Below are 17,005 nucleotides of genomic sequence, written 5' to 3' on the forward strand. Positions count from 1 at the left end.
CATTCACCCTCCGAAACGATCACGAACCGCAATCGTGATCTCTCACCCCGCTACCTGGCGGCGATCGTTATCTGGGGTTGTCAAGCGAACTGGCTGGTCAGCTGCTTGAAGGTCGTTCAGGCACGTAAGGCAAGCAAGCCGGCCGCTGCCGCCGCGCCGGTGGTCGACGAGCGGCTAGATCACAAATACGGATACGAAGCGCCCTCGGTGTCACCGAAGAATTGCGCGGAAAGGCGTCGGACCCTGGCCCAGGCGCCGGTCGCCGCCCCGACCGGCGCGCACCGCAACGCCTCCGCCGGGCGCGGCCCCGGGGCCAGGAGGGATTTTCTACGACATGCCGCGGATCACTCTCGTCGGACAGGACTCTATGGCGGAATAGGCCCCGCTTGAGCTGCCGTCCTCCGTTTCCAGCTGCTTGTCACGCCGCCGCGTCAACCGTGGTGCCCGGTCAAGCGTGCCGTCGATACGTGCACTGGACGACGTCGTCGAGATCGAGGAGCAGAGACCGGATGTGATCAGTCAAGCGGGGCGTAGCCGAGGATGTGGTCGCGAAGTAGGGCCCCCACGTCGGGGTCCCCGCGTTCGAACGCCGCCACGAGCGGCTCGTGGTCGGCGGCGTTCTCGCAAGGCCGCATCCGGAACAGCCGTATCGACAGGTGCGTCCACACCTCGATGCCGAGTGACTCCCACACCGCCAGGAGCACGTCGTTGCCCGAGGCTTCGACGATCTCGCGGTGGAACGCGACGCCGTGGCGTACCTGGTCGGCCACGGAGGCGGCGGCCGCGGCCTGCTGCAGGCCGGCGAGATGGACCCGCAGCGCCTCGACGGGCGGGTGACGCAGCCGCACGGCCGTCTCCTCCAGGCCCGCCCGCACCTCGTAGATCTCGCGCAGGTCGGCCGCGGTGAGCCGGCGGATCCGCGCGCCCTTGTGCGGCGACGACTCGACGAGCCGGAGCGCTTCCAGCTCGCGCAGCGCCTCGCGCACCGGAGCCTGGCTGACGCCCAGCTCCGCCGCTATGCGCCGTTCCACCACGCGGTCACCGGGCCCCCACCGGCCGCTGATCAGGCCGTCGAGCACGGCCTGCCGGATCTGATCACGAAGCGGGAGTCGCATGACAGGTTTCACGGGTCCCATGATGGCAGATGGAAACACCCGATGATCGATCATAGGGTGTTTAATGGTTATATGGAGAAGGACATTGACCCGCAGGAGACCGCGGAATGGCTGGAATCGCTGGAGGCGGTCCGCCGGGCGGCAGGCCCTGAACGGGCCGAATACCTGCTGAAGCGGCTGGCCACGAGCAGCCGGTACATCAACACCGTGCCGACGTCGGAGGAGCCCGGCTACCCCGGTGACCTCGAACTGGAGGAGCGGATCGCGGCCTACGACCGGTGGAACGCGGCGGCGATGATCACCAGGGGTAGCCGGCTCGGGCTCGGCGGCCATCTGGCCACCTATGCCTCGGCCGCCTGGCTGTACGAGGTCGGGTTCAACCATTTCTTCCACGGCGGTCATGACCAGGTCTACTTCCAGGGCCACGCGTCCCCTGGCATCTACGCCCGCGCGTTCCTGGAGGGACGGCTGACCGAGGGCCAGCTCGACCTGTTCCGGCGCGAGCCCGAAGGCGGGCTGCCGTCGTACCCGCACCCGCGGAGCATGCGCGGGTTCTGGCAGTTCCCCACGGTGTCCATGGGCCTCGGGCCGCTCAACGCGATCTACCAGGCCAGGTTCAACCGCTACCTGCACAACCGCGGCATCAAGGACACCTCGCTCAGCCACGTATGGGCCTTCCTCGGCGACGGCGAGATGGACGAGCCGGAGTCCACGGCGGCCATCACCCTGGCCGCCCGAGAAGGGCTGGACAACCTGACCTTCGTGATCAACTGCAACCTGCAGCGACTCGACGGGCCGGTACGCGGCAACACCCGCATCGTGCAGGAGCTCGAAGGCGTCTTCAGAGGCGCGGGCTGGCACGTCGTCAAGGCGCTATGGGGCGTCGAATGGGACGGGCTGCTCGGTTCGGACGAGCTGGTGTCCCGGCTGGGCGAGATGCCGGACGGGCAGTTCCAGACCTTCGCCACCTCGACCGGGGCCTACATCAGGCAACATCTGTTCCACGGACTGGACGTGCCGTACTCCGATGAGGACCTGCGGCACATCGTCGGCGGCTCGCGGGCCGGCCACGAGCCGCGCAAGGTGCACGCCGCCTACCGCCGGGCCCTCGACCACCACGGCGCGCCGACGGTGATCCTCGTGCAGACCGTCAAGGGGTGGACGCTCGGGGCCGGCGTGGAGGCGCGCAACGCCAACCACCAGATGAAGAAACTCACCCAGGACGAGTTCCGGGCGCTGCGCGACCGGCTCGGGCTGCCGGTGCCGGACGAGGCACTCGACGCGGACCTGCCGCCGTACCTGCACCCCGGGCCCGACTCGCCCGAGGTTCGCTACGTGGCCGAGCGCCGCCGTGCCCTGGGCGGGCCCATCCCCAGCCGAACCGTCTCCCACCAGCCGCTGCCGGCGCCGGCCGAGCGGCCGTTCCAGTCCCTGGAGAAGGGGTCCAAGCAGCCGGTGGCCACCACGATGGCTTTCGTCCGCTTGGTCAAGGACCTCATGAAGGAGCCGGAGACCGGGCGCCGCTGGGTGCCCATCGTGCCCGACGAGGCCAGGACCTTCGGCATGGAGTCGCTGTTCCCCACCGCCAAGATCTACTCTCCGCTGGGCCAGCGTTACGAGTCGGTCGACCGGGATCTGCTGCTGTCCTACCAGGAGGCGGTCGACGGCCAGCTCCTGATCGAGGGCATCACCGAGGCGGGATCGATGGCGTCGTTCACGGCCGCCGCCTCCAGCTACGCCACCCACGGCGAGGCCATGATCCCGTTCTACATCTTCTACTCGATGTTCGGCTGGCAGCGGACCGGCGACCAGATGTGGGCGCTGGCCGACCAGCTCGGCCGCGGATTCCTGATCGGCGCCACCGCAGGACGGACCACGATGACCGGCGAAGGGCTGCAGCATGCCGACGGGCACTCCCAGCTGCTCGCCTCCGCCAACCCCGCGTGTCTGGCCTACGACCCCGCCTTCGGCTACGAGGTCGCGGAGATCGTGCGCGAAGGGCTCCAGCGCATGTACGGGCCTGACGGCGAGGACGTCTTCTACTACCTCACCCTCTACAACGAGGCGCTTCCCCAGCCCGCGATGCCCGAGGGCGTGCGCGAGGGCATCCTCAAGGGCATCTACCGCTACTCCTCCGGCGGCGGCCAGGCCCATCTGCTCGCCAGTGGCACCGCGATCCACTGGGCACTGGCCGCGCAGCGGCTGCTCCAGGAGGAGCACGGCGTGGGAGTCGACGTCTGGTCGGTCACCTCGTGGAGCGAACTGCGCCGCGACGCGATGACCTCCACCGGAGTGCCCTACCTCCGGCAGGCCCTGGCCGGGACCGAGGGCCCGGTGATCGCGGTCAGCGACTGGATGCGCGCCGTGCCGGATCAGATCAGCCCGTGGATCGACCGGCCGTGGACCTCCCTCGGCACCGACGGGTTCGGCCTCTCTGGCACCCGGGAGTCCGTACGCGAGCACTTCGGCGTCGACCCACGTTCGATCGCCGACGCCGTACTCAAGTCCGTCAAGGAGACCGGCCGGAGATGACCGGCCCGGCTTCACCACCGCTGCGGCCGAGCTGTCCGGGCGTCGTCCACCCGCGCGCGGACGACACCGGCGTCATCCGGGGTTGTTGCCCCGTTCCCGCAGGTCAGCAGTAGATGATCTCGTCGGGCATGTAATAGGTCACCGGAGGGTGCAACGGCTGTCCCTCGGGGTCCAGGCTGCCCTCAGCGGCTCGCTCCAGCTAGGTGACGAGCCGGTCGATGAGGCCGCGCGTATGCCGTCGCGGGGGGGGCTCGCCCCGACATGTGGACACCGGCTGTTATGCGGCGAGCAGCACTCTATCGATGGTCTGCTGCTCGTAGTCGATCGGGCTGCGGTAATCGAGGGTGGAATGCCTCCTTCGGGTGTTGTAGCGGGTGATCCACTTGAAGACGGCCAGGCGGGCCTGCCGGGCTGAGGGCCAGCGTTTGGCGTGCTGCAGCGTCTCGCGTTTGAGGCTGGCGTTGAACGCCTCCGCGGCGCTGTTGTCGGCGCTGGTGCCGACGGCGCCCATCGACCGGCGCACGCCGAGTTCGGCGCAGACCTTGGCGAAGTCGGCGGAGGTGTATTGCGCTCCATGATCAGAATGGAAGATCGCCCCGTCCAGGCTGCCCCGCGTCGCCGCGGCGGCCCGCAACGCGTCGATCACCAGTTCGGTGCGCATGTGATCGGCGATCGACCAGCCCGCCAGCCGGCGTGAGTGCAGGTCAAGCACGGTCGCCAAGTAGAGGAACTGGCCATCGCCGATGGGCAGGTAGGTGATGTCGCCCACGTAGCGCTGGTTGGGGGCGGCAGCGGTGAAGTCCCGCTTGATCAGGTCGGGCACCTTCTGATGCGACGGCTCCGGCATGGTGGTGCGGACCTTCTTGCGCAGGTGCAGCCCGACGATGCCGAAGCGGCGCATGACCCGCGCGATGCGCTTGTGGTTGACCTGGTGGCCCTTCTCACGCAGTTCGGCGGTGACGCGTGGGCTGCCATAGGTGCCGTCGAACTCCTCGTGGATCTGCTTGATCTCCTGCGCGAGCGCGGCATCGGCCGCGGCGCGGGCCGCCCGGGCGGGCGCCGCCTTGATCCACCGGTAGAAGCCGGAGCGGGAGACCCTCAACACCCGGCACAGCCGCTTCACGCCGAAGGCGCCCCGATGGTCGGCAACGAACTCGAAGCGGCTCACCAGTTCGTCTCTCCCGCGAAATATTTGGCCGCCCGGCGCAGAATGTCGCGCTCCAGCTCCAGCTCCAGCTCCCGGACCCGGGCCTTGAGCTGCTTGTTCTCCTCTTCCAGCACGTCGTCGGACGATAGCGGACCGCTCGCCGGCTTCTTGGCCGGGCCCGCCTTCTTCGCCCCAGCGGTGCCGTCCGCGCGGGCCTCTTTCACCCACAGACGCAGGGTCTCGCGGTTGATGCCCAGGTCCCGCGCCACCGACGCGTACGTCCGCGCCGGGTCAGACAGATACAACGCGACGGCGTCCGCCTTGAACTCCGGCGGATACGACTTCATCGCCACGTGGAACTCCTTGCCTCCGGATTTCCATCATCCGGCACTCAAGGTGTCCACACATCGGGGCGAGGGCCCCTCTCAGGGTCACCCCGCTGGGTGTGCCCGGAGTCGTCGTCCATGCCAGCAATCCCGAACCTTCCTCACCCCGGCCGTCGTCGCCACCCTGTAACCTGCAGCAGTCGGTCTCTATTCCACGCGGGTGTCTCCCGCACGTTTCCGCGACACGACCCGCGCCGCCTCGACGATCTGTCCTTCACCTGGGGTGAGGGCGGGCCCGGAGTTCCGGGTCTGCCACCAGACCGATGCGGTGATTGCGATGTGCAATGCACAGGGAAGGAGCATGATGGCTGATCCGACGCCATCGGACCGGTCGTTCGCCGCGGTGAAGTCCGCGTGCAGGACGAGCAGGACGAGGAAGCCGATCGTGTTGTTCACCGCGTGGATGACGATGCCGATCTCGAGTCCACCGCTTCTCCAGGTGATGATCGCGAGAGTGGATGCGAAGACGAGGTAGTAGAGGTTCACCCAGGGGTCGGTCGAGAAGTGCACCACGGCAAAGAGGACGCTGGATACGGCGACGCCGAGCAGCAGCGCTACGCGCGGGCTCTTGGCCCAGCTCGCGGCGACCCGGAACACGAGGCCGCGGAATCCGTACTCCTCTCCGGCAGCCTGCAGAGGCGTCAAGAGGAGGGTGACGAGGAAGACGGAGGCCAGTCCGACAGCCGACCAGGTGGTCGTCGTGTTGCCCATCACCAAGTTGGAGACGACCAGGTTGATCGCCCACAGCGGGAGGACGACCAGCATCGCCTTACCGAAGACAGCGGTGCGGAAGACACTCCGTACCGAGGTCAACGAGGCGGCCCGGACTCCGTACAACCATCTTTGGATCAGCATGCTCCACGGAATCAGGAGGGCGATAGGGAGCATCGCTGCGACATGGATGCTCGCGGTATACCCGCTCAGCCCCAGCGCGGCGTCGATACGGAACGCGACCTGGACCGCTCCGAACGTGAGACCGAACATTCCGCCGACGAGCAGGATGATCGCCAGGACGCCCCGGCCGATGCGACGTCTGTCGCCCGCGAGGACGCGCTGATACTCCACTCCGGGCGGAATCGGACGAGGCGCGAACGGGGACGTCCTCGCCGGAAAGTCCGTGGAGGGCGGTGCACTGGATTGGCTATGTGTCATGCCATCCATCCCATACGGGCGTGCAGTCGGACGGTACTGCCGTCATGTCATCGGAACAGGTGACACAGTGTCACTGTCGGCGGTGTCGAACACCGGAGAGGCTCGAGGCATGAAACTGCTCAGAGGTATTCTCATCGCGATCGTCGTCGTCGGCATCCCCAGTGCGTTCATTCTGCTCCTCAGCCGGAGCAACCCCGACATCATCGGGTTCCTGCCGGACGACTGGGAGTCGTTCATCATCCAGAACGACTGGATCGGGTTCCTCGTCCTCGGCATCGAGGTGCTGGCTGCGCTCGGCGCCACCGGGCTCGGATCGCTCATCAAGAAGCGCGAGAACGCCGCCTAAAATGGGGGGGATCGAACCATTCGCGAAGGCGGGCCGTCCGCTGACGGGTTCCGGTACCCGTCAGCGGATCCGGCACGCGACGATTCTCACGATCACGGTCGCGGTCGTCCCCATCGGGATGCTGGCCGTGGCCGTGACCTCCACCTCGTGGTGGGACGGAATCCTCGTCGCCATAGGTCTTCTCGTGCCGCTGCTTCTGCTCCGGCAGTGGGCTCCCGACGGTTTCCCGAACGGCAGCATCCTGGTCGTGGTTCTCTCCGCCGCGAGCTGGGCGTTCAGCGCGGCGCTCGGCGGCAGCCCGCTGGGCGTGTTCGCGCTCTCCCTGGCCGGCGCGATGATCCTGACCCGGTTGCCTCGTCATCGCTTCATCGCCATACTCGGCTTCTGCGCGGCCTCGGCGGCGCTCGGCGCCATGGTCTTCATCACGCGGCCGTTCACTCTTCTCACCGCGGCGAACTACCTCCTCATACCGGCCGGCACGACGCTGTTCATCTGCATCGTCATGGCCCTGGTCGAACGCTACTCCGACATCCTCCTCGCCCTGGAACGCGCGAAACAGACCGAGGCCGAGCTCGCCGTCGCGCGGGAGCGCATCCGCTTCGCGAGCGACCTGCACGACATCCAAGGGCACACACTCCACGTGATCAAACTCAAGACCGCCCTGGCCAAGCAGATCACCGACTCCGACCCGGTCGCAGCGAAGCGTGAACTCGACGAGGTGCAGCGTCTCATCGCCGACACCATCGCCCGCACACAGGACCTCGTCCACGCGCAGCGCCGCCTCAACGTCGCCTCGGAGGCGGAGAACGCCAAGAACCTCCTCGAGGCCGCCGGAATCGCCGTGACGATCGCCACGATCAACCCGGTGGGAGGTTCCGTGAGTGCCCTGCTCGCGCAGGCGCTGCGCGAGACCACGACGAACATCCTGCGCCACTCGAACAGCACGCGCACGACGATCACGATCGACACCCACCGCATCGAGATCGTCAACGACGGCGCCGGTACAGGCCCGCTGCCCCCGCTGGGCGGCCTGGGCACCCTTCGCCGTCGGCTGGAGGAGAGCGGGGGAACGCTCGACCTCGCCCGCGAATCCGGAAGCTTCCGCACCACGGCAATGGTCCCCGCACCGGCGCCGGTCGCATCCACGAGCGAGCACGACCGATGAGCCCCCAGCCCGTGACCGTCCTCCTCGCCGACGACGAACAGCTCATCCGGTCTGCCCTCGCCGCTCTTCTGCCGCTCAACGGAAACATCGCGGTCATCGCGGAAGCCGCCGACGGCGCCGAAGCGGTCAGACTGACACGGGAGCACCGGCCCGACGTCGTCGTCATGGACCTCGACATGCCCACCATGGACGGGCTCCATGCCGTCGCAGAGATCCGCGACAACGACCCGGACCAGATCATCGTCCTCCTCACCCGTCATGCCCGGCCCGGCGTCCTACGAAGAGCGCTGAAGGCCGGAGTCCTCGGCTTCCTCAGCAAAGCAGCCGACCCCGAGTTCATCGCCGAGATCATCCACACCGTCGCCAGACGACAACGATGGATCGACCCCGGTATCGCCGCCCTCGCCATGACCGACGACTGCCCACTCACCGAACGCGAACTCGATGTGCTCCGTGAAACAAGCGAAGGCTACGCCGTCACCGACATCGCACGCCGACTACACCTCGCGCACGGCACCGTCCGCAACTACCTCTCCAACGCTATGCAGAAAACCCAAACCGCGACCCGCCACGACGCCGCCCGCTACGCCCGCGAACACGACTGGCTCTGACCTGGCCACTTCATCGTCCCGAAACCGCGCTCGCGTGATCCGCTCTGTCCGGGCGTGCGGAGACGGGCGCGCACGTGACGCAACTCGGGGCGCGTGGCGATGAACGCTTCGTTCAGGATCACTGGCGCTGGCACTGGCCTTCGGGTGATCCCGCCGTCAGTGACTCGGGGCGATCGTGCCGCGCCGGGCCTTCACCTGATACAGCGTTCCGCCGCCCCGCGGCCGATACCTGGCGCATGATCTCGAATCGGACGCGCCGCGATCAGATGCGCTCCCGCTCCGGGGGTTGCTGCTCGAAGGCACCGCTCATGGAGCAAGCGATGGGGCACCGAGTACGTTTTGCGTTATCGAGAGGTAGGCGCATGCTGTCGCCACCAGGGAAACCATTGATTTCATGGGGTTTTCTCCGCCTTGGCGTGGGTGCTTGTTCGGGCGGGGGTAAGAGTTCAACTCCCGCGCCGTTACCGAGTCTTGGCCCACACCGTGCCCCGGTGAACGCCGAACTGCTTCGCGAGAGCGTTCACGCTGATGCCGTGCTCGCGGGCTGTTCGCATAGCGTCCACTTCCTTGCCCGTGAGTCGTGTTCGAGGTCGTTTCTTTGGTTCCGCCGCCGCCCCGATCAGAGCGTCATCCATCTCGTCCACGACGTCGGTATCACCGCGAATCCCTTGATTCCACGCGGAAACGAGCTTCTGAACCCGTGGTCGTCTGTTCCCGCAGCGCTCAATTGCGTCCACCCAGAGACGCACCGGCAAAGCCAGCCGTCCCAACTACTCCGGCAAACACCACCGTCACAGCCTGCACGTCCTGGCCCTGACCGCGATCTGTGCGACTTCTCATAAATGAGAGTTTCTGAGAATCAAGGATTGCCTACAGAAGGTAGCCGACCTGCGCCACATGAGGCCCATCGAGACGTATGTCCCTTTCAAGGCATACTTGCCACGCCGGGCTCGCGTCGCCCTGGACGAGCCCCTCGGCTGCCGCAAGCCGCAAGCCCTCGCGGAACTCCCGCCGTTCGTCCGTCAGCCCGCCGCCCTGCGCCTACCTCATGGCAATGGCGTACCGCGAGGATCTGATCAAGCTCTGTCAGTAGGGGGACGCCTCAGTAGCTCTGGCGTCGAGCCCAGCCGCATCAATCCGAACCAGGAAATGATGTAGGAGTCGAGCCCTTTATGGGACTGCTCACTGGAGCAGACTCCGTCCGAGCGAGACGTCTTCGTCGTCGATGACGTTCCGCTTGACCCATTCAGAGAAGGAAACTCCGTCGGCTGTGCACTTGTTGTAGAACTCGTTGGTGGTCAGGGTGTGTTCGGTGGTGTGTCTCTTCGGGTTGTGGCCCCAGGTGGTGAGGAAGTAGTCGTAGCGGATGTCGGCATCGCGGATCCGCTTGACCGAAGCTTTCGTATTGGCCGCCCAGTCATCGATGAAATCGTCTGTCTCTGTTGATTTTTGGTTCAGTGCGGCGTCGAAGCGGGTGAGAGTGTCGTCGTAGAGCGTGTTGCTGTGCAGATACTTGATGTCACGCGTCACAGAGTCCGTGCGCCGGATGAGAGAGTCCTCGAAAACATCCGTGCGGATCTCGAATCCCAGAGTGTTGGCGCTGTCGGATTTCCAGATGTCGTCGAGGAGTTCACGCCATCGGGCAGACACGATTCCCACACCGTCCGAGAGGCAGTAGACTTTCGATTCTGCATAGTGGTCGGCGACCTGTGGTGCATAGAAGGCGGATGCCCAGGCCCCGGAGCTTTCGCCGGATACCATTACCTTTCCAGCGGCCGGAAAATTCTTGTACACCCAGTCGAGCGCCGCCTTGGAATTCTGGCGACCGTTGTGGTGGACCACGATATTTTTACCATTGTGGGTGTATGTGTTGGTGACGTCGCCCACGTGCAAGTCCCCTGTGCTGTAGGGGATGAAGACGAAGTTCCAGTCGCGGAATGCATTCTGGGTGTCGCGCTGGTCGGCTATCCCGCCGAGGGCGGCGGGAAACAGCTTGGTCAGCGATTTGAAGTAGAACATCTTCAGTTCTCGCGTGTAGCCGCGCAGTGCGCCCGCCAGGGTGATCGGGCGGCTGGCCGTGATGCCGTCCCAGCATGCACCGCCCCCGGAGAAGTGGATGACGAGGTTTTCGGATGCTCCGCGTCTGACGTAGACGGCGTAGTCTGATCTATCGCTGCTTTTTGTTGAGCTGCCCAGTTTGACGGTGTGCCACTCGTTGTCAGTGGCCTCATGCAGGCCAGCCACTTCGCTGGGGCGTGCGAACTTGATGAAATACAGGTAGAGGAACGCCAGGAGGCTCACGGCGGCAATCGCGGTTGCGGCCGCCAGGGGGTTCATTGCCAAGCCCCATGCCACCAGTGCGCAGACGGCTGCTGCCCCGACCCATTTCGAAATGTTCATGTGCGTCCTATCGAATAGCTTCTGTTGCCCGAGGGGCGTGTTCAAGTTCCGCTGCGAAGGGCAGTAGGGCGCTCGGATGTGGCGCTGAGTTTTCGTTCAGGGAAGCGGGGGCATCGGCAGCGCTTCTCAGTTCCCCGCGGGCGATCGCGGCGTCCGCATTGAGGTGGTGTCTGGCCACTGGTTGGGGCTGACCTGCTCCGACGGCGTGGTGAGGTGCCCCTCGGCCGCCACGTCTCGGTACGCCGCTGGCTTGCCGGACTGCGCGGCAGGTTCGGCGGCGAGGTCACCGGGTCTCCCGGAAGTGTCGCCGCCGAGCCTGCGACTGCCGTGGGCCCTCACGTGCCCGCAGGCATCTCGGGGCTGCGCGGCAGCGTGGCGTGGCGCGCCTGGGCGGCTGCCCGCCCCTTCCAGATGGATACGCCCGCGAGGATCTGGCCGATGAACAGGGGGTAGATCGCGACCCGTTCGAACAGGCCGATGAGCCCGAATTCCGAGCCGGCCACGCTGAGGTAGAGCGGGAGGCCGAGGAGTCCGATCACGCCCAGCGCCACCATGCTCCTGCCGACGCTGCGGGAGACACCGATGTTTGCGTGTTGGCGGCCCATCAGCATGATCAGCACGTTGCCGCTGACGATCGACGCAAGGGCGCCGATCGAGTGGTAGTCGATCTGGTTGGCGGCTTCCTGGCCGTCGCCTGGGTTCAGGGCGAGCAGCACGCCGCCGATCGCCATGAGCAGTCCCAGGATCACCGAGGCTCCTCTTCGCCAGCCGCGCAGCCCGCGCAGCGCGAGGACGCCGAGGGCCAGGAGAATCCCGAACAGGAAGAAGCCGGTGTTCATCACCCAGGAGAGCGGCGAGTTCATGACCTGGTGCAGTGTCTCGACGGGGCCGCGGACTCCCAGATTGCTGACGTAGTGATACGTGTAGCTGTAGGGCGGATCGGTCCACGCTGATGCGGAGATGAACTCCGCGGCGAAGAAGACGCCCCCGCCCGCGATCAGGAGCGCACCGACCGTCTTCGCTCGGGCGGACGCACGCTCAGTACGCCGTTTGTTCGGTACAGCCATGTCTAAACCCCTTTCCTCGTGGTTGTTGTGGTGGTAGCGGCGGAGGAGTGGCGGTCAGCGAGCCCAGCAGTAGTGAGGGCTCAGCAGGCGTGTTACGCCTTCCGTCTCTCGACCGGGGCTGGGCGCCTTACGGCGAGGCCGAGAAGGGCCGGTTGGCGCAACGTCTCGACGGGCTGTGCGGTGGGTGCCGCCCTCTGTCGAGACAAGCGGCGCTAGTTCACCGGTGCGGCAAACCACTGGGCCGCGGCCTGCTCGAAGGTGTCGCGATCGTCCCCAGTCCAGGCAACGACCCCGTCCGGCCGTACGAGCACGGCCGACAGCCCGAGTCGGCTTTGCACCGGACCGGCTGCGTATTGGATGCGGCCGTGCCATGCCTGGGCCGCATCCTTGAGCCCCTGGTCGGCGGTGAAGTCGAGCAGGACGCCCTGGCCCTGGTGCAGCAGGTCGCCGAGGCGGGTGCCGTCCTTGAAACGGAAGTCCGGGGCGCTGCGGCCGACGAGTGGGTGCCTGCTGCCCAGGTCGTAATGGTGGAGCAGGCCCGAGGTGCGGCGGTAGACCTGGGTCGTCCCGTCCGTGGTGCGCATCAGCTCCTGTACCAGGGTGCGCAGGGCGGGGGCGTTGGGGCCCGGCTTCATGGTCGCCACCTGGGCGCGGGACCAGTCAAGGATGGCGGCGCCAATGGGGTGGCGCTCGCTCGTGTAGGAGTCGAGCAGGCCCTCTGGCGCGGTGCCGTGGACGGTGGCGGCGAGCTTCCAGCCGAGGTTCATCGCGTCGCCGATGCCCAGGTTCAGTCCCTGGCCGCCCAGCGGCGAGTGGATGTGCGCGGCGTCGCCGGCGACCAGGACGCGGCCCTGGCGGTAGGTGGTGGTCTGCATGGCGCGGTCAGTGAAGCTGGAGGCGAGATGCACCTCGTCCAGGGTCACGCCGGTGCCGGTGATGCGGCGCAGCACGGTCTGCAGGTGCTCGCGGGTCAGCGGCTCGGAGCGGTCAAAGGTTCCGCCGTCGAAATCCATCATGCCCAGGTGCCCTTCGAGGGGCGTGCGCAGGTACATGCCGGTATCGGTCAGGTTGAACCCGAGCGGCAGCTGGTCGGGGTCGGCGAAGGTCACCTGTGCGACGTATCCGGTGAACAGCGGCTCAGTGCCAATGAACTCGAAGTCGGCGAGACGTCGCACGGCGCTGCGGCCGCCGTCGCATCCCACCAGCCAGCCCGAGCGGTAGTGCTGTTCGCCCGCCGTCACGGCCACCCCGTCGTCATCCTGGCGCACCGCGGTGACCGGGGCGCCCCGGACGATCTCCACGCCGAGCCCACAAGCATGCTCGGCCAGCACCTCGATGACCGCTTCCAGGCTGGTCATGAAGCCTTCCATGGCCGGACTGGGCAGACGGTAGGAAAGCGCGGTGGTGTCGATATCGGCCGCGTTGAGGGTCATACCGGCGAAGTGGCTCAACTCGCGAGGATCAGGAGCGTCGACTGCGTCGGAGCTCGCGCCGATCCTTTCCACCGGGACTCCGGACGCCTTCGCCATCGCCTCCAGCAGCCCGCGCCGGTAAAACGTCTCCACAGATCCGGCATTCAGCCCGCGCAGTCCGAGCGGGAGCGCCTTCAGCGGTGGGCAGAGGTCCTTCTCCCGCTCAAGGACCAGGACCGAGCAGCCGGACAGGGCCAACTCGCCTGCCAGGAACAGGCCGACCGGACCTGCGCCCGCGATGATGACGTCATGCATGACGGTGATTCCTTTCAGAAACTGATAGATGTGCCGGCTCCGCTGGTCTCGCCGGTCAGCGAAGACGAGGGCGCCGTTGCCGGGGAGCTGCTCCGGGCCGTCGATGGCGGCATGCAGTACCGGCTTGCGCCGGTGCGGCCGCAGGGCACACCGCGGCTTCCGGCGGGTCTGGTGGTGTGACCTCAGCGCACGCGGGCGGGCTCCCGTTGGCGTTGAATCGTTGGGATCCGCCGTGGCACGCGCCCGCACCGTGGAGCGGGCGCGTGCATCGGAGGTTGTTCAGCGGGCCTGCTGTTGCACGGCGGCGGCCGCCGGATGGATTTCCTCGACCAGCGAGGGAGTGACGTCCTCGAAAATGTCGTTCTTCGCTGCCGTGTACTCGGCCATATAGTCACGCTTGCCGTGGGCGACGGTGGCTTCAAGGCTGACCCAGTGCTCCAGCAGAGTGAACACGTGCGCGTCATGGCGGTCGCGCAGGATGCGGAACTCCACACAGTCGAGGTTGGCCCGGATCGGATCGACGATCTTGAGCAGGGCTCGCTCAGCAGTCTCCGCCTGCCCTGGCCGGGCCCTCAGCCGGATGACGGCGACCACCGGGCCCGAGTAGTCCTGCGGCAGCACCGGGTCTCGCTGACCGGCGGCTGGCATCGGGGTGTCAGACATGCGCTTCTCCTTGTTGTTCCGTTTCTTGTCGGTGCCGGCACACACGGGCGGCCAGGCACTGTCCGCTCCGCATGGCGACGGCGTCAGATCGCAGATTCGGCGGCCCGAGCGCGCAGCATCGCCTCGCGCATGCGGCCGCGCCCCGGGGGCAGCTCGCCGTCAGCACGAGCCTGCGTGAGTGCGGCAGACCACCAGGCCAGGTCATCGAGCGTCACGTCGAGGCCGGCGCGCGTTGCGGGGTCCTTGGGAAGCCCGTCCTCGCCGAAGGCGTCGTTGACGAACGGCATCACGACAGCGCTGCGCAAGGGCGCCGCCTCCGCCTCGATCATGATCTGCGCGAGGTGCTCAATGGCGCGTATGCCGCCTCCGATGCCTGCGCTGTATCCGACTGCGGCGACCGGCTTGTTGCGGAAAGCATGGGAGACCCAGACCGAGTCGATGGCGTTCTTCAGAACGGCCGGAATGCTGTGGTTGTACTCGCCGGTCACGACGAGATAGGCGTCCGCCTCGCCGATCTTGCGGTTCCATGCCCTGACCAGGGGGTCCGAGTACGTGGGGTCAGCGATGTCGCCGATGGTGCCGAAATGCTCCGAGAAGAACGGCAGTGCCCAGTCCCGCAGGTCCACCACCTCCACGTCGAAGCTCTCGTGAGAGCCCGCCGCTGACGCCACCCACCCAGCGACGCGGTCCGCCTGTCGGGTCGGCCGGGTGGTGCCCAAGATGATCTGCAGCGCAGACATGTCCATTTTCCCCCTTTACGAGTACCCAGATAGCTAGCATAGAACCAATCGTTGGTGGACACAAATCATCATGTTTGTGGCTATCATCAAGGTATGGAAGGTATGAGGCCGGCGTTCGACATGGCGCTGATCGCCCATCTGGCGCGCACCGGAAAGAAGCTCGTTGACGCATCAACCGGCGCGGACGACCTGCGGCACCGGCAGGTCATTGCCCTCACCCTGCTCAGCCAGCGCGGAGCGATGAGCCAGCAGGCTTTCGGGGATGCGCTCAGTCTCGACCCGAGCAACGTCGTCGGGCTTCTCAACGAACTGGAGGACCGCAGCCTGATCAGCCGCCGGCGCGACCCCAGTGACCGCCGCCGCCACATCGTCGAGCTGTCCCGGGCGGGCGAAACCGAGCTCGAAGCGGCTCAGGAACGGCTCGCCGCAGTCGAAGACCAAATCTTCCGGGCCCTGAGCACGCAGGACCGTGCAGTGCTCCACGAGCTCCTCGAACGGGCGGTCGGCGCGGACCCCGATGGTCGCCCGGCAGACAGCCTGAGCGACTGTCCTCCTGCAGCCGGTACTCCCCGTCACCGCGCTGCGCCCAGCATCCCGGGCGTGCGCGAATAGCTCTCCATCGCTGGTCCACCACGTCATGTCCAAGCCTGTGGGGTGCGGAAACTCAGCCGGTGAGGTTGACCTGGGGGGTTGTGGCTCGAGCATGATGAGGTCTCGGGCATCCTGCTGACGGTGTCGTGGTCCTCCCTCTACCTCATTCTCGGGCGTGTCTTTCAGCTTCTGGTCCTGCTCGGTCGCGGTGATCGGGCCAAGGCGGCCGAGATCGTGGTGCTTCGTCATCAGGTCGCCGTGCTACGCCGTCAGGTGAAGCGGCCCGATCTCCAGCCGGTGGATCGGGTCGTGCTCGCGGCCCTGTCGCGGCTGCTTTCCCGCTCATCGTGGGAGGTCTTCTTCGTCACCCCCGCGACATTGCTGCGCTGGCACCGTGCCCTGGTAACGCGCAGGTGGACCTACCCGTCCAAACGCCCAGGTCGTCCCTCTACCCGCACGGAGATCCGGGAGGCGGTGTTGCGCCTGGCCCGGGAGAATCCCTCATGGGGCTATCAGCGGATCAGCGGCGAACTGGCCGGTATCGGTCTTCGGGTACCGCCCAGCACCGTTCGCGACATCCTCAAAAGAGCCAGGCTTGGTCCGGCTCCACGTCGCGCCGGCCCGAGTTGGAGTCAGTTCCTCAAAGCGCAGGCCGAGGGCATCTGGGCGTGCGATCTGTTTCACGTCGACACGGTGTACTTGAAGCGGCTCTACGTGCTGTTCTTCATCGAGCACGCCACCCGCATGGTTCACATCGCGGGCGTCACGGCGCACCCGACCGGAACCTGGGTCGTTCAACAGGCCCGCAATCTGGTCATGGACCTGGGGGAGCAGGCCGAGGGGATCAGATTCCTCATTCGCGACCGCGACGCGAAGTTCACTGCGGTCTTCGACGAGGTGTTCATCTCACTGGGCGCCCGCGTCGTGAAAACACCGGTTCGCGCGCCGCAGGCGAACGCGGTGGCCGAGCGCTGGGTCGGTACCGTTCGAAGGGAATGCACCGATCGGCTGCTGATCTACGGTGAAGGCCATCTTTGCCGAATCCTGAAGGCATACCAACGGCATTACAACCGGCACCGTCCCCATCGCGCACGAGACCGTCGGCCGCCTCAACCACCACCTGCCTCGGCTCCACCAAGCGATCTCGATCAGGTCCGCCTGCAACGCCGACAGATACTCGACGGCCTGATCAACCAGTACCGGCGGGCCGCATAGACGGAGTGAATAACCGCAGTTCAGAGGCCGTATCCGGGTTTTCGCACCCCACAAGCTGCCCGGCCACCGCGTCCAGATCGACGTCAAGTTCATCGAACCCATCGCCGGCGTCACCGGCCGCAAGGGCGGCCGCAACAAGTACTACCAG

At 66.5% G+C, this 17,005-nt stretch carries 15 protein-coding genes; 7 read left to right on the forward strand and 8 right to left on the reverse strand.

Annotated features, from left to right (window positions below):
- Positions 1 to 515: 515 nt before the first annotated feature.
- Positions 516 to 1,115, reverse strand: a complete 600-nt coding sequence (locus ABZ260_RS06150) for a GntR family transcriptional regulator (RefSeq protein ID WP_355613543.1) — start codon at positions 1,113 to 1,115, stop codon at positions 516 to 518.
- Between the two features lie 72 nt (positions 1,116 to 1,187).
- Between ABZ260_RS06150 and aceE the strand changes: the two genes are divergently transcribed.
- The gene (gene aceE / locus ABZ260_RS06155; protein ID WP_355613511.1) at positions 1,188 to 3,647 is read left to right on the forward strand and encodes a pyruvate dehydrogenase (acetyl-transferring), homodimeric type; all 2,460 of its coding nucleotides are present in this window, start codon (positions 1,188 to 1,190) and stop codon (positions 3,645 to 3,647) included.
- Positions 3,648 to 3,924: 277 nt separating this feature from the next.
- Here the strand turns inward: aceE and ABZ260_RS06160 are convergent.
- Positions 3,925 to 5,147 (reverse strand): IS3 family transposase gene (locus tag ABZ260_RS06160; RefSeq protein WP_355613513.1). Its coding sequence is split into 2 segments (ribosomal slippage): positions 3,925 to 4,832 and positions 4,832 to 5,147, totalling 1,224 coding nucleotides; the frame shifts between segments, so codons are not numbered across the junction.
- A 180-nt stretch (positions 5,148 to 5,327) separates the two neighbouring features.
- Positions 5,328 to 6,245: a type II CAAX endopeptidase family protein gene (locus ABZ260_RS06165; RefSeq protein ID WP_355613515.1), complete on the reverse strand. Its 918-nt coding sequence runs from the start codon at positions 6,243 to 6,245 to the stop codon at positions 5,328 to 5,330.
- A 196-nt stretch (positions 6,246 to 6,441) separates the two neighbouring features.
- Here ABZ260_RS06165 and ABZ260_RS06170 point away from each other — a divergent pair, with 196 nt between their 5' ends.
- The 3 genes from ABZ260_RS06170 to ABZ260_RS06180 are packed head-to-tail and all read left to right on the forward strand — an operon-like array spanning position 6,442 to position 8,454.
- Positions 6,442 to 6,678, forward strand: coding sequence for a hypothetical protein (locus ABZ260_RS06170; protein ID WP_355613517.1), 237 nt, complete (start codon positions 6,442 to 6,444; stop codon positions 6,676 to 6,678).
- Between the two features lies 1 nt (position 6,679).
- Positions 6,680 to 7,843, forward strand: a complete 1,164-nt coding sequence (locus ABZ260_RS06175; protein ID WP_355613519.1) for a histidine kinase — start codon at positions 6,680 to 6,682, stop codon at positions 7,841 to 7,843.
- Positions 7,840 to 8,454: a response regulator transcription factor gene (locus tag ABZ260_RS06180; protein ID WP_355613521.1), complete on the forward strand. Its 615-nt coding sequence runs from the start codon at positions 7,840 to 7,842 to the stop codon at positions 8,452 to 8,454. The genes ABZ260_RS06175 and ABZ260_RS06180 overlap by 4 nt, the downstream gene beginning before the upstream one ends.
- Before the next feature lie 1,182 nt (positions 8,455 to 9,636).
- Here the strand turns inward: ABZ260_RS06180 and ABZ260_RS06185 are convergent.
- The 3 genes from ABZ260_RS06185 to ABZ260_RS06195 all read right to left on the reverse strand — a co-directional run bounded on the left by ABZ260_RS06185 (position 9,637) and on the right by ABZ260_RS06195 (position 13,648).
- Positions 9,637 to 10,854, reverse strand: a complete 1,218-nt coding sequence (locus ABZ260_RS06185) for a pectin acetylesterase-family hydrolase (protein ID WP_355613523.1) — start codon at positions 10,852 to 10,854, stop codon at positions 9,637 to 9,639.
- 335 nt (positions 10,855 to 11,189) lie between these two features.
- Positions 11,190 to 11,921 (reverse strand): DUF998 domain-containing protein, encoded by a 732-nt coding sequence (locus tag ABZ260_RS06190; protein ID WP_355613525.1) that lies wholly within the window; start codon positions 11,919 to 11,921, stop codon positions 11,190 to 11,192.
- 212 nt (positions 11,922 to 12,133) lie between these two features.
- Positions 12,134 to 13,648 (reverse strand): FAD-dependent oxidoreductase, encoded by a 1,515-nt coding sequence (locus tag ABZ260_RS06195; RefSeq protein ID WP_355613527.1) that lies wholly within the window; start codon positions 13,646 to 13,648, stop codon positions 12,134 to 12,136.
- On the opposite strand from ABZ260_RS06195, the gene ABZ260_RS06200 reads away from it, so the two are divergent.
- Positions 13,643 to 13,828 (forward strand): hypothetical protein, encoded by a 186-nt coding sequence (locus ABZ260_RS06200; RefSeq protein WP_355613529.1) that lies wholly within the window; start codon positions 13,643 to 13,645, stop codon positions 13,826 to 13,828. The two genes, ABZ260_RS06195 and ABZ260_RS06200, sit on opposite strands and share 6 nt — an antisense overlap.
- Before the next feature lie 99 nt (positions 13,829 to 13,927).
- Here ABZ260_RS06200 and ABZ260_RS06205 read toward each other — a convergent pair whose 3' ends face one another.
- Together ABZ260_RS06205 and ABZ260_RS06210 are read right to left on the reverse strand one after the other, a co-directional pair.
- Entirely contained in the window at positions 13,928 to 14,311 is a 384-nt protein-coding gene (locus ABZ260_RS06205) for an antibiotic biosynthesis monooxygenase (protein ID WP_355613531.1), read from the reverse strand.
- A gap of 83 nt (positions 14,312 to 14,394) precedes the next feature.
- Positions 14,395 to 15,051 carry an NAD(P)H-dependent oxidoreductase gene (locus tag ABZ260_RS06210; protein WP_355613533.1) on the reverse strand — a complete coding sequence of 219 codons (657 nt, stop codon included), beginning with the start codon at positions 15,049 to 15,051 and terminating at the stop codon, positions 14,395 to 14,397.
- Between the two features lie 93 nt (positions 15,052 to 15,144).
- On the opposite strand from ABZ260_RS06210, the gene ABZ260_RS06215 reads away from it, so the two are divergent.
- Complete coding sequence (locus ABZ260_RS06215) at positions 15,145 to 15,663, forward strand: MarR family transcriptional regulator (protein WP_355613535.1); 519 nt, start codon at positions 15,145 to 15,147, stop codon at positions 15,661 to 15,663.
- Positions 15,664 to 15,741: 78 nt separating this feature from the next.
- Positions 15,742 to 16,857: an integrase core domain-containing protein gene (locus ABZ260_RS06220; protein ID WP_355613537.1), complete on the forward strand. Its 1,116-nt coding sequence runs from the start codon at positions 15,742 to 15,744 to the stop codon at positions 16,855 to 16,857.
- The last annotated feature ends 148 nt before the right edge of the window (positions 16,858 to 17,005 follow it).

The organism is Streptosporangium sp. NPDC006013, assembly GCF_040614275.1.
Taxonomy (GTDB): Bacteria; Actinomycetota; Actinomycetes; order Streptosporangiales; family Streptosporangiaceae; genus Streptosporangium.